The organism is Gemmata palustris, assembly GCF_017939745.1.
Classification (GTDB): domain Bacteria; phylum Planctomycetota; class Planctomycetia; order Gemmatales; family Gemmataceae; genus Gemmata; species Gemmata palustris.
In genome coordinates this window covers 5,773,358-5,785,734 of record NZ_JAGKQQ010000001.1, presented here as the reverse complement: position 1 = coordinate 5,785,734, position 12,377 = coordinate 5,773,358, and the positions used below count along the sequence as shown (strand labels likewise).

At 64.9% G+C, this 12,377-nt stretch carries 10 protein-coding genes; 9 read left to right on the top strand and 1 reads right to left on the bottom strand.

What is annotated here, in order from left to right; genetic code table 11:
- Positions 1 to 29 precede the first annotated feature (29 nt).
- The 9 genes from lnt to J8F10_RS23780 all read left to right on the top strand — a co-directional run bounded on the left by lnt (position 30) and on the right by J8F10_RS23780 (position 10,796).
- On the top strand, positions 30 to 1,772 hold the full coding sequence (gene lnt / locus J8F10_RS23820; protein ID WP_210658132.1) for an apolipoprotein N-acyltransferase: 1,743 nt from the start codon (positions 30 to 32) through the stop codon (positions 1,770 to 1,772).
- A 104-nt stretch (positions 1,773 to 1,876) separates the two neighbouring features.
- Positions 1,877 to 3,409, top strand: a complete 1,533-nt coding sequence (locus J8F10_RS23815; RefSeq protein WP_210658130.1) for an ArnT family glycosyltransferase — start codon at positions 1,877 to 1,879, stop codon at positions 3,407 to 3,409.
- 39 nt (positions 3,410 to 3,448) lie between these two features.
- The gene (gene xseA, locus J8F10_RS23810; RefSeq protein ID WP_210658128.1) at positions 3,449 to 4,732 is read left to right on the top strand and encodes an exodeoxyribonuclease VII large subunit; all 1,284 of its coding nucleotides are present in this window, start codon (positions 3,449 to 3,451) and stop codon (positions 4,730 to 4,732) included.
- A gap of 71 nt (positions 4,733 to 4,803) precedes the next feature.
- Complete coding sequence (locus J8F10_RS23805) at positions 4,804 to 5,124, top strand: exodeoxyribonuclease VII small subunit (RefSeq protein WP_210658126.1); 321 nt, start codon at positions 4,804 to 4,806, stop codon at positions 5,122 to 5,124.
- A 119-nt stretch (positions 5,125 to 5,243) separates the two neighbouring features.
- Complete coding sequence (locus tag J8F10_RS23800) at positions 5,244 to 6,161, top strand: polyprenyl synthetase family protein (RefSeq protein WP_210658124.1); 918 nt, start codon at positions 5,244 to 5,246, stop codon at positions 6,159 to 6,161.
- Positions 6,162 to 6,239: 78 nt separating this feature from the next.
- Positions 6,240 to 8,153 (top strand): 1-deoxy-D-xylulose-5-phosphate synthase, encoded by a 1,914-nt coding sequence (gene dxs, locus J8F10_RS23795; protein ID WP_210658122.1) that lies wholly within the window; start codon positions 6,240 to 6,242, stop codon positions 8,151 to 8,153.
- A 267-nt stretch (positions 8,154 to 8,420) separates the two neighbouring features.
- The gene (gatC, locus tag J8F10_RS23790) at positions 8,421 to 8,729 is read left to right on the top strand and encodes an Asp-tRNA(Asn)/Glu-tRNA(Gln) amidotransferase subunit GatC (protein ID WP_210658120.1); all 309 of its coding nucleotides are present in this window, start codon (positions 8,421 to 8,423) and stop codon (positions 8,727 to 8,729) included.
- A gap of 87 nt (positions 8,730 to 8,816) precedes the next feature.
- Complete coding sequence (gene gatA / locus J8F10_RS23785) at positions 8,817 to 10,280, top strand: Asp-tRNA(Asn)/Glu-tRNA(Gln) amidotransferase subunit GatA (protein ID WP_210658117.1); 1,464 nt, start codon at positions 8,817 to 8,819, stop codon at positions 10,278 to 10,280.
- Positions 10,281 to 10,502: 222 nt separating this feature from the next.
- A complete protein-coding gene (locus J8F10_RS23780) occupies positions 10,503 to 10,796 on the top strand; it encodes a hypothetical protein (protein ID WP_210658115.1) in 294 nt (97 codons plus the stop codon).
- 106 nt (positions 10,797 to 10,902) lie between these two features.
- On the opposite strand, the gene J8F10_RS23775 is transcribed toward J8F10_RS23780, so the two are convergent.
- On the bottom strand, positions 10,903 to 12,333 hold the full coding sequence (locus J8F10_RS23775) for a C45 family autoproteolytic acyltransferase/hydolase (protein WP_210658113.1): 1,431 nt from the start codon (positions 12,331 to 12,333) through the stop codon (positions 10,903 to 10,905).
- Positions 12,334 to 12,377: the final 44 nt, after the last annotated feature.

Genomic DNA, 12,377 nt, shown 5'->3' with positions numbered 1-12,377 from the left:
ACCCCTGCCCGAATTTGGAAGGATTCCGCGTGAAGCTTCGCGTATTCCTGCCCGCGATCGCCTCCGGCGTATTGCTGTGGGCCGCGTTCTTCCCACTCGACCTGGGAATGCTCGGTTTCGTCGCGCTCGTTCCCTGGCTGACGCTCGTGCGCGCGCCCGTCTCGAACCGCTGGCGCTACCTCGCGGCCTACGCCGGTGGGGTCGTGTTCTTCGCGCTCGCGACGAAATGGGTCCGCGTCGCGCACCCCATGATGTTCATGTCGTGGATCGGGCTCGCGGTCGTGATGCCGGTATTTTGGCTGGCGGCTCTCGCGATCCTTCGGCGCCTCGATCGCGTCGGGGTGCCACTGGCGCTCGCGGTCCCGGTCGCGTGGGTGGCACTGGAATACTTTCGGATGCACTTCCCGACCGGCTTCCCGTTTATGAAGCAGATCGGCGCGTACCAGATGATCGGCTTCGGCTGGTACTATCTCGGCTACACGCAGCACTCGTTCCTGCAGCTCATTCAGATCGCGGACTTCGGCGGCGTGTACGCGGTGTCGTTCGTCGTCGGCGCCGTGAACGGCGCGTTGGCAGAGTGGATTCGACCGGCTTCTGCCCCCCTCTCTGAAGCGAAGGGAGAGCCTACTTCGAGTCCCCCCTCTCGCCAAGCGAGAGCGGCCCGAGTGGGAGGGCTCGTCTTCGCTCTCGCGCTCGTTGGTACGAGCATCGGCTACGGCTACTGGCGCTTCGATCACCCGGCGTTTACCAGCGGTCCGCTGGTCGCGGCGATCCAGGGGAACGTGTCGCAGGGCGACAAGATGGGGAATAAAGACCTGCTTATAGAATCGTATTTTTCTTTGCATCTCAAGGCGGTGAACTGGGACCAGGAGCGCAAAGCGTATAACGGGGCGCCGGTCCCGGATCTGGTCGTCTGGCCGGAGACGTGTTGCTCGACGGACTGGTGCGATGTCGGACCGGGCGCGAGAGCTGAAGATGCGCCGGACGTGTTCCAGCGGAAGCGGGCGTTCGCGCGGAAGGAGTTTCTCGGCAATCCGTGGGGAACATCGACTCTGCTCGGGCTGAACGGTCTCGAATGGGACGGTGCGCGCGTGTGGAAGTACAATTCCGCATTTCTCGTGAAGCCGCAACCGAAATCCGAAATGTGGAAGCCGGGCGATCCGACTCTGTTCTACACCATTCCGGTCGATCGTTACGACAAAATGCACCTCGTTCCGTTCGGTGAGTACGTTCCGCTCGGTGAGCAACTGCCGTTCATGAAGTGGTTCACGCCCTACGAAAAGGGCTACGAGTGTCGGCCCGGCGAAAAGTGGACGCGGTTCCCGCTCACCACGCGCGACGGGCGTTCCTTTACCTTCGGGTGCCTCATCTGCTACGAGGACTCCGACCCGTACCTCGCACGACAGTACGTTGCGACCGAGCCGGTCGATTTCCTTGTGAACATCTCCAACGACGGTTGGTTCGATGGCACCGAGGAGCACGAACAGCACCTCGCGATTTGCCGGTTCCGCGCCATCGAAGCCCGGCGCTCCGTGGTGCGCAGCGTGAACATGGGCATTTCTGGCTTGATCGATGCCGACGGGCGCGTGGTGAAAATTCCGGGCGAAACGTGGGGGCAATCGAAGAAGGTGGAGGCGGTCGTGACCGCCGTCGTACCGATCGACACGCGCCGCCCGCCGTATGCGGCCCTCGGTGACTGGGTGCCCGCCGCGTGCTGGCTGATCGCGCTCGTGGGCGTGGTCGCCGGATGGGTGAAGCGGAAATTGGTGTAACACTACCGATCGCGCAGTAGCGGGCAGGATGCCCGCGGTCCCGGGTAAGGAGGCCGCCGATTCGACTCGCGTCGCTAATTCGCGTTCGCTTCCCGCTTCCCGCAGTGCGGTTGGCGCCCGCGTTCGTCGCGGGGTGGTGCGCGTTCCTGTTCCTGTATGGCGCTGCGGCTGGTCCCGTTTACCGCACGGAATCACTGCGAGCGATCATCGGCCGATCGTGTTTAGAAGGCCACTGGCTCTACCCCGTTCTGTACGGCGAACCGTTCCTCACGAAGCCGCCCGGTCACTACGTCGCGATCGGGCTGTGCAGCCTGCCGTTCGGTGAAGTGACCGCTGCGGCCGCGCGGCTGCCATCGGTACTTGCGGCAACGCTCGCGGTCGTGCTCATGCACGGCATGTTTCGGCGCGTCTTGGGCGAACGGGCCGCGCTACTCGTCGCCGTCCTATTACCGTGCTCGGTGTTGTGGCTCGACAAAGTGCCGAGCGCGGAAATCGACATGACACTCGTCGGCTGGGTGACGGCCGTGATCGTGCTGTTCCACCGCGCGCTGGAATCGCGGGAGCGCGAGTCGTTGTGGCTTATTGTCGCAGCGCTACTCTGCGTCGCGGGCGGCACCCTGACGAAATGGACCGCGCCCGCGTTCTTCTACCTCACCGTGGTTCCGCTACTCGCATGGCGGCGGCAACTCGCGCTCCTTTTCGGCTGGCGGCACTTGCTCGCGGTGGGTGTCGCGTGCGCGGCGTGTGCGCTGTGGGCCGGCGCAGTAGTGCGAGAGGTCGGCTGGGACGCGCTCGCCGATACGATTCGCAAGGAAGCCGCGTACCGCTTCGCGCCGAAGGCGAGCAAAGGTTACCCGTGGACCGACGTCGCGACGTACCCGCTCGCCGTGTTCGCCGCACACTTACCCGTGTCCGCGTTCGCGCTGCTCACGTTCCGGCGCAGCTTCTGGGCGCAGTGGGACGAACGCGGGAAGCTCTTGCTCCAACTCCTGCACTGCTGGACCTGGCCGAATCTGTTGTTCTGGACGCTCGTGCCGAACCACAACGTCCGCTACGCGCTCCCCATGAGCGCGGGGCTGATGGGGCTGGGTGTGATGGGGCTGATCGCGTGGCTCAAGCGACCGAGCCGCCTTGAAGTGAAGGGGGAGGAAAGGCAACCTAACCCCCTAACCCCCTTCCCTAAAAAGGAAGGGGGAACAGAACCCACGATGGTTTTAAGCCCCTCTCCCCTTGGGGGAGGGGTTGGGGAGGGGTTACAGCCCCTTGCGGGCAGGGTTCGCCTGATCGTGGCCTTCCTCCTGTGTTGGCTCGTTGCGAAAGTCGTGTTCGTCGAGGTGGTAATCCCGCAGCGCACGGCGGGTCGCAACGCAGAAGCCACCGGTGCGGCGCTGCGCGAGCACGTGCCGGTCGGCGAACCGCTGTTCGTGCTCAAGCTCAAGGACGAGGGCGTCATGTTCTACTACGCCCGGCCCGCGTCGCGCCTGACGGACGTGCGGGCGTTACCACCGGGTGCGTTCGCGGTTCTCATCCGGCAGGAGTGGGAAGATCGGGCTGCATTCGGTCACCTGGAATTGGTATCGTGTATGAACGATCAGCAGGGTGATCCGATTTACCTTGTGCGCAATTCCCTGAAGTGATCGGAAAGTAATTCTGCCGCGCCGGGCCGCGAGGAACGAATGAGCGCTGTCCCCAAAACTGCCGTTCAGCCGCTCTCGGTGTCGCAGCTCACGGCACAGGTGCGCGGGACGCTGGAAGCCAAGTTCCTCTCCGTTTGGGTCGCGGGGGAAGTGTCGAACTTCACGCGGGCCGCGAGCGGGCACTGGTACTTCACCCTCAAGGACGCGAACGCACAGATCAAGACGGTCGCGTTCCGCGGGATCAACTTACGCCTGCGGTTCGATCCGCGCGACGGCATGGAGATCATCGCACGCGGGCGGCTCACGGTGTACGACCCGCGCGGCGAGTACCAGTTCATCGTCGAGGAACTACAGCCGAAGGGCGTCGGCGCCGCGGAACTCGCGCTGCGTCAACTCAAGGAGAAGTTGCTCGCGAAGGGCTACTTCAGCCCGGCCCGCAAGCGCCCCCTCCCGCGCCCGCCGCGTCGCGTGGGGTTGGTCGCGAGTGCGACCGGCGCCGCGATCCGTGACATGATCGAAGTGTTCGCCCAGCGGTGGCCTTTTACGGAACTGATCGTGCGCCCGTCGCGGGTTCAGGGCGAAGGGGCCGCACACGACATTTCGCTCGCGGTGCGACAACTAAACTGGCTGCACCGCAACAATAAGCTCTCGTTCGACGCGATCATCCTCGGGCGCGGGGGCGGCAGCGCGGAAGATTTGTGGGCGTTCAACGAGGAAGCCGTCGCGGACGCGATCTTCAACTCGAACGTGCCTGTCATTTCCGCAGTGGGCCACGAGATCGACGTCACAGTGGCCGACCTCGTCGCCGATCACCGGGCCGAAACACCGACGGCCGCGGTCGTTGCGCTCACACCCGATCGGCAGGAGTTGCTCGCCGCGCTGCGCGACCTCCGCACGCGGATGGGCGACGCCGCGGAGCGCCGGATCAAGTACGCCAAGCAGCAACTCGATCAGATCGCCACGCGCCCCGTGTTCCGGCTCCCGCTCCAGCGCATCGAGACCCTCGGGCAGCGCCTGGACGACACCAACGAGCGCCTCGCCCGGGTCGCGCGCCAGCGCCTCATTCAGATGAGGGAAAAACTCGCGTCCCTTTCTGCCCAACTGGAAACACTCAGCCCCTTGCAGGTTCTCGCTCGCGGTTATAGTCTGACGCACACGAGCGACGGCCAACTCGTTCGCGACGCGGGCGCCCTGCGCCCCGGCGACCTGCTCGTCACGCGGGTCGCCTCCGGGGTGATCCGGTCCCTCGTCACCGGCGCCCAAGGCACGGAACACGAACACTCAACGGCTCACGGCGAACCGTCACCACCGGGTGACGGATAAGTTTCGCCCCACTCGCGGGTGAAGTTCGCCGCCACGGACGGCTCCACGCTCCACGCACGGGACGCGCACTCATGCCCGACCCATCCCCGGAAGCTCCGTTGCGCTTCGAGCAGGCACTCGCCGAACTCGACGGCATCCTGCGCGAACTGGAAGACGGTACCACCACGCTCGAAGACGCGCTCGCCCGTTACGAGCGCGGGGTGGCACTCCTCCGGCAGTGCTACGGCCAGCTCCGCGACGCCGAGCAAAAGGTGAAACTGCTCGCGGGCGTCAGCGAAGATGGTGGGGCCGAACTGAAGCCGTTCGACCACGTCGCTTCCATCGAAACCGCGAAGGCCGCTGTGCGCAAACCCGCCCCCAAGTCCGCACGCGACCCGGGAATAACCGAATGACGCCGGGATCAATTACAGACGGCGCCCAAAGTCGTCTGGCTTTGCAACGCAAAGTTGATAACATTGAATCTTCCTCCGGAGCGGACCGAGGGTCCGAGGCGCGAGCGGGCGATCGGTTAATGGCCGATCTGAAATCGCGCCAGGACCGGGTGGAGCAGGCGCTTCGCGCTGCGCTCCGGGAGGTCACGCGGGACGCGCCGCCGGCTCTGGCCGAGGCGATGGCGTACAGCCTGTTTTCGCCCGGCAAGCGGCTCCGGCCGCTCTTGGTGGCGCTCGCGTGTGAGGCGACCGGGGGCTCGCTGGAGTTGGCGTTGCCGTCGGCGTGTGCGGTGGAGATGATTCACACGTACTCGCTGATTCACGACGACCTGCCGGCGATGGACGACGACGACCTGCGCCGCGGACAGCCGACGTGCCACAAGAAATTCGGCGAGGCTCTGGCCATCCTCGCGGGTGACGCGCTCCTGACGGGCGCGTTCGAGGTGGTCGCTGCGGGTTACCCCGCACGCACGGCTGCGGTTAGTTGTGTAGAGCTGGCCCGCGGCTCCGGGGCGGTGGGAATGGTCGGCGGTCAGACGCTCGACCTGGAAGCCGAAGGGCGATTGTCGGGGGAACCGGTTTCTGTCCCTTCGGAGGGAGATCGCGGGGTCGATCACCTCGAGAACATTCACCGCCGCAAGACCGGGGCGCTGTTCCGCTCCTCACTGCGGCTCGGGGTATTCGCGGCGCAGGCCGATCGGCCGACGGGAACCGACCCAAACGCGCTCAAAGCGGCTGATGACTTCGCCGCGGCGTTCGGGCTGGCGTTTCAAGTTACGGACGACCTGCTCGACGTTGAGGGCACGGCCGACAAGACCGGCAAGCGGGTGGGCAAAGACGCCGCCCGCGGAAAACTGACCTATCCGGGGCTCCTTGGAGTCGAGGAGTCCCGGCGCCGGGCAGAGGAGCTGGGCCAACACGCGGTCGCGGCGGCCGAGCAACTCGGTAGCGCGCTGCTCGCGGACTTGGCCCGGTACGTGGTCCAGAGGGATCGGTAGGCACGCACCGCCCACGAGGGGCGGATGACGGCCTCCACCCACCGCTCACACGGGCGGGGCTCGCCCAAGGGGAATGACATGACAAACTTGTTACCGCAGATCAAGTCCCCGGCCGACCTGCAGGAGCTCTCGGACGAGCAACTGCAGACCCTCTCCCACGAGATCCGCGACGAGCTGATCCGGGTGCTCACCAACCGCCCGGCGCACTTCGCCAGTAACCTCGGCGTGGTCGAGTTGTGCCTGGCGCTGCACCTGTCCTTCGACTTCTCGAAGGACAAGGACCGGCTCATCTGGGACACGGGCCACCAGATCTACCCGCAGAAGCTCATCACCGGGCGCTACGAGCAGTTCCACACGATCCGCACGAAGGGCGGGTTGATGGGGTTCCCGCACCCCGGCGAGAGCGAGTACGACCTGTTCATGACGGGGCACGCGGGCTGTAGCGTCTCCACCGCCTCCGGCCTCAAGGCCGGCGACGAACTGATGGGCCGCAAGGACAACCACGCGGTCGCGGTCATCGGCGACGGCGCGTTCCCATCAGGCATCGTGTTCGAGGCGCTCAACAACATCGGCGGGATGAAGCAGAACACGCTGGTCATCCTCAACGACAACAAGATGAGCATCTGCCCGCGCACCGGCGGGGTGGCTCAATACTTCGACCAGTGCCGCATGACGGGGCTGTACCAGGGGAGCAAGCGCAAGCTGAACCAGCTCCTCAACAACATCCCCGTAATAGGGGGTATGGCCCACTCCGCCCTGGAGCAGTTCCGCGACGGGCTGAAGGCGTTCTTCAAAGACGGAATGCTGTTCGAGGAACTCGGCTTCCGCTACTTCGGCCCGGTGGACGGGCACGACCTCGTCGGTCTACGGAAGATCCTCCGCGACCTGAAGTCGCAAGAAGGCCCGATCCTGCTGCACGTGTTCACGAACAAGGGGCACGGCGTCCCGCAAGCGGCGGAAGACCCGGTCACCTACCACACGCCCCCAGTGTTCGAGCAGGTCGGCCCGAACCGCGCCATCGTGTCCTTCAAGAAGGGCGGGGCGAAGGGGTACACGGACGCCATCAGCTTCGCGCTGCACCAGGCGATGCAGGACGACCCGACGATCGCGGTGATGACGGCCGCGATGTGCCAGGGGAACAAGCTCGAGAAGGTGCGCGAGGACTTCCCGCAGCGCTTCTACGACGTGGGGATCTGCGAGAGCCACGCGGTCGCGTTCGCCGCGGGCATGGCGAAGGCGGGCGCCAACGCCGTGGTGGACATCTACAGCACGTTCCTGCAGCGCAGCTTCGACCAGATCTTCCAGGAAGTGTGCCTCCAGAACCTGCACGTCACGTTCCTCATGGACCGGGCCGGGCTGACCGGGCCGGACGGCCCGACGCACCACGGCGTGTTCGACGTGCCGTACATGCGGCTGTTCCCGAACATGGTGAGCATGGCCCCGGGCGACGAGACCGACGTCCAGCCGATGCTGAAGTTCGCGCTCAAGCACACCGGGCCGATCTCCGTTCGCTACCCGAAGGCGAATCTGGAAAAGGTCGAGCGCACGGAAGCCCCGACGCCGATCGAACTCGGCAAGGCGGAAGTCATCGATTGGGGCGAGGACGGGTGCTTCGTCGCGTTCGGCACGCTGCTGTCCAATTGCACCGCCGCCGCGAAGAAGCTGAAGGCCCAGGGCATTCACATGGGCGTGATTAACGCCCGGTTCGTGAAGCCGCTCGACAAGGAAACCATCCTGCGGGCGGTCGAAACGCTCCCGCTGGTGGTGACGGTCGAAGAGGGGACCGTTGAGGGCGGGTTCGGCTCCGCGGTGTTGGAAGCTGCGAACTCGGCCGGGCTCGATACTCGGAACGTGGTGCGCCGCGGTATCCCCGATAAGTTCATCGAGCACGGCGAGCGCAACGAGCTGCTCGCGGACATCGGGTTGAGCGTGGACGCTCTGGTAGAACTGGTGCTCACGAGCCGCGCCGCTGAAGTCGCGAAGTGTGGGTAGCACACCCCAGATGGTGAACCCTGCCCGCAAGGGCAGCGGGTAATCCATCGGGCAGGGATCAGCTCCACCCGCTCGTTGACACCCGCGGTTCGCCATACGACTTAGGCGAACCGCGGGTGTCAACGAGCGGGTGGAGCTTTAAAGCCCCCCATCGCCCTTGCGGACGGGTTCGCTTGCAGCCCCCCGAACTCGCAGGCGGGGTTGACCGTCCATTCTGGTGTCATTCACCTATAATCACGACATCTTAGCGCACACTAGGGCGAAGCAATGTCGCTTTCGATTGAACAGGTCACGAAGGTCGCGAAGCTGGCACGGCTCGAAATGTCCGAGGCGGACCTCGCGCGGATGCAGCAACAGCTCTCCGCGATCCTCGACTACATCGACCAACTGAACCAATTGAACACCGACGGCGTCGAACCACTCGCGCACCCGCTGCCGGTGCAGAACGTGTTCCGCCCCGACGAGCCGGTCCCGTCGCTCCCCGTCGAGGCCGCGCTCCAGAACGCGCCGAGCAAGGCCGGCGAATACTTCAGCGTCCCGGCGGTCTTCGATACCGACGAACCCGTGAGCCACTAAGCGGCCGGTCCGCGCCCCTCACAGCCAAAACTCATCGAACCAATGCTTCACCGGCCGGCTCATACCGGCCGCTCGCCAGGACACATCATGAGTCTCATTGAGAAGACCGCGGCCGAACTCATTGCCCTTCAGAACGCGGGACAGGCGAGCGCGCTGGAAATCGCGGATGCGTTCCTCGCTGCGTCCGCCGTGCGCGAACCGAAGCTCAAGTCGTTCATGCTCCCGCCCGATCCGGATACGGTGCGCGCTCAGGCCAAAGCCATCGACGCGAAGCGCGCGGCGAAGGCCCCGCTGGGCAAACTCTCGGGCGTGCCCGTTGCGGTCAAGGACGTGCTCTGCACAAAGGGTGTCCGCACCACCTGCTCGAGCAAGATTCTGGAGAACTTCGTTCCGCCCTATGATGCGCACACGGTCGAGCGATTGAAGGCGGAAGACGCGATCGTCTTCGGCAAGACGAACATGGACGAGTTCGCGATGGGTTCGTCCACGGAAAACAGTGCTTATCAGGTCACCCGGAACCCGTGGGACACGGACCGGATTCCCGGTGGGTCGTCCGGTGGCAGCGCGGCGTGCGTCGCCGGGTGCCAAGCGCCGCTTTCGCTCGGAACCGACACCGGCGGTTCGATCCGGCAGCCCGCGGCGCTGTGCGGCATCGTCGGGATGAAGCCGACCTACGGCCGCGTGTCGCGGTACGGTCTGATCGCGTTCGCGAGTTCGCTCGATCAGGTCGGGCCGTTCACGCACGACGTGACCGACTGCGCCCTCATGATGGAAGCGATCGCGGGCCACGACGGGCGCGACAGCACCAGCGTGAACGAGCCGGTGCCCGCGTACACGAAGACGGTCAACGACCCGGTGAAGGGGCTGCGCATCGGCGTGCCGAAGGAGTTCTTCGGACAGGGCCTGGACCCGGAGATTGAGGCTTCCGTGCGGGCCGCACTCGACGAGTACAAGAAACTGGGCGCGACGCTCGTGGACGTGTCACTGCCGCACAGCCCTTACGCCCTGGCCGCGTATTACATCGTGGCGCCGGCGGAGGCGTCGAGCAACCTCGCGCGCTTCGACGGGATGCACTACGGGCACCGCACCGCGAAGAAGGGCGACCTCATCGCGACCTACTCGAAGTCGCGCGGCGAGGGCTTCGGCCCGGAAGTGCAGCGCCGCATCATCCTCGGCACCTACGTGCTGAGCAGCGGGTACAAAGACGCCTACTACGTGAAGGCGCTGAAGGTGCGGCGGCTCGTGAAGAAGGACTTCGACGAGGCGTTCGCGTCGTGCGACGTGGTGATGGGGCCGACCACCCCGTCGGCCGCGTTCAAGGCAGGCGAGAAGTCGGACGACCCACTCGCGCTGTACCTGTCGGACGTCTACACCGTGTCGTGTAACCTCGCGGGGATTCCCGGGCTAAGCATGCCCTGCGGCTTCACGAAGACCGGCCTTCCCATTGGTCTGCAACTGCTCGGTGCCCCGTTCGCGGAAGAGAAGTTGCTCCGCATCGCGCGCATGTACGAGGCCGCAACTGACTGGCACACGAAGCGCCCGAAGGTGTAGAATCGGGTCGTGAGTACCACGACGCTTCCCAGCCCCGCTCGATTTACAGCGGGGCTTCTTCGTTCGTATTCCCGACTTCCCGTTATCCCAGATTTTGCTGTGCTTGTGGGCGATCTCCTGCCCGTATGACACCCGTGCGTGTTGTCTCTCACTTTTCCGCGTGCGATAATCCTTGTGCGCTGTGGATCTGCTGCAGCGCCACCCACCACTGCGAGTTCTCCCATGCGCACCGCGTTGCGTTCGTTCGCCCTGTTTGCAATCGTCGCGGCACTGATCGCGGCCGCCGGGCTGTCCCCCGCGCCGGCGCTTCAGAAGAAGGCCGAGGAGGTCGGCACGATCGAGGTCTACAAGGCGAAGGACGGCTGGCGGTTCCGGGTTAAGAACACCGAGGGCAAGTCGGTCGCGATCGGCACCGTCGGCTACGAGAAGAAGGAAGAGGCGATGAAGGAAGTCGAGTTCCTCAAAGCGACGCTCGCGCGGGGGAAGGTGGTCGAGATCAAGGAAGAAAAGAAGTGATCTGCGTCGCAGGTCGTAAGGTCACAAAGTCGTAAAGTCGCGAGCCTTCACTGCTGAGATTTTCGACTTTACGACTTTCGACTTTTCGACCTTACGACGCGGCCCGTCAGGGGCCGCCAACGGTGAGCACCGTCCAAGGGTGCGGTTCGAGTGTCACAATTTCCGGGTAGTCGCGTTTCTGCTCGTCGGTCGGCTTCCACGCCTTGCCGTGCGGCGGGCCGTACATCGCGTGCGTGGCCAGCTTTTTCGCCATGTCCGCGGTGGCGAATTTCGCGTCCAGTGACGAGTCCTGGGCCAGCGTTTCGTTGGTGAACGCGACCTTCGCCGCCGCCGCATCGATCTTCCCCGCGTACTCCTTGTAGAACTTCAACCACGCCTTGTCGCGCTCGTCGGGTTCCCACTCGGTCTTTTCGGGGCGATCGTCCGCCTCCGCGGGAAGTGCTTCGAGGCGCACTGCCAGATCTTTCGCGTTGTTGTTGCCCCAATAGAAGCCCTTCGTCCCCTCGAACCATTCCTCTTTGGAACTGCGCCACAACTTCGTGGCCCTCGTGCCGAGTTCAAACATCGCGATTTCGTTCGTCTTCAGATCGCCGATGAGCCACTCGTTCGCGTACAGCCCGTTGTTCTTCTCGGAGAGCGCCTTCACGACCGCGTCGATGCTCTCGCCGTACTGAATCGCCTTGCGCGCCCGGCTCGTCAGGGTCATGCCCGTGGAGTCGAACGGCGACTGATTAATCGTCGTTTCGCACAACACGATGCCGGCGTCGTTGATGTAGTAGTCCTGGCTCGACCACACCCCGCCCGGGAACGCCTGCATCACGAACCGGTGCCCCTTCTTCGGCACCACGTCGATCCACACGTTGACGAACGGGGCACTGGTAAGCCCCGACATCGTGATGTGGCCGAACACGATCTTCCCGTCGGCCGTTGCGGGACCGGTCGCGATGAACGCCGAGCAGTGGTCCTTTTTCGCCGGCCGCGGCGCGGGGGCCTTGGGGAGCCCCGGGCGCGGGAACACTTTGTCTTCCAGACCGGTGGGCATCGTGTTGAGTGCGGAATCGAGCGACTCGAGTTCCATCCAGGTGTTCAGCACGACGATGTCGAGCAGATCAATGTCGCGCTGCTCGTAGGTCGCGCCGGCGTCGGTCGCGCCCTCCGCGATCCCCTTCATCTCTTCGAGGACTTCGCGATCGATCTTGCGGAGGAACAGCGCGTTGGCGAGTTGGCGGGCGGCCTTCCACCCGTCGGCGGGGGCCTTCACGCTGCGCTCGGTCGCGACCATCCGAATGTACGCGGCGATCTCTTTCGAGAGCAAGCGGCCCTGTTGGTACCCGCGGGTGTACGGCTCGCCCTCGACGTGGAGCACCACCCACCCGGCTTGCGGGTAGCGGTAGCCGTCGCCGTAGCGAACGACGGCCTTCGCGTCGGGCTTGTGTGCGGCGGGGATCTCGACCGCAACGGGCGGGGCCGAGATGGTGGGAGAGGCGACAAAAAGAGGGGAGAGGAGGATTGGAAGGAACAGTGCAAGGCGACGCATGAACGGAAGCCTCATCGTTTGGAAGGCAGCGTTGGGGCCGCACC

Bases quoted from the DNA above. Each gene is read 5' to 3' on its own strand.
- J8F10_RS23780 (WP_210658115.1), top strand. From the start codon at position 10,503: ATGCGCACCGCGTTGCGTTCGTTCGCCCTGTTTGCAATCGTCGCGGCA.
- dxs (WP_210658122.1), top strand. From the start codon at position 6,240: ATGACAAACTTGTTACCGCAGATCAAGTCCCCGGCCGACCTGCAGGAG.
- J8F10_RS23800 (WP_210658124.1), top strand. From the start codon at position 5,244: ATGGCCGATCTGAAATCGCGCCAGGACCGGGTGGAGCAGGCGCTTCGC.
- xseA (WP_210658128.1), top strand. From the start codon at position 3,449: ATGAGCGCTGTCCCCAAAACTGCCGTTCAGCCGCTCTCGGTGTCGCAG.
- gatA (WP_210658117.1), top strand. From the start codon at position 8,817: ATGAGTCTCATTGAGAAGACCGCGGCCGAACTCATTGCCCTTCAGAAC.
- J8F10_RS23805 (WP_210658126.1), top strand. From the start codon at position 4,804: ATGCCCGACCCATCCCCGGAAGCTCCGTTGCGCTTCGAGCAGGCACTC.
- J8F10_RS23775 (WP_210658113.1), bottom strand. From the start codon at position 12,333: ATGCGTCGCCTTGCACTGTTCCTTCCAATCCTCCTCTCCCCTCTTTTT.
- gatC (WP_210658120.1), top strand. From the start codon at position 8,421: ATGTCGCTTTCGATTGAACAGGTCACGAAGGTCGCGAAGCTGGCACGG.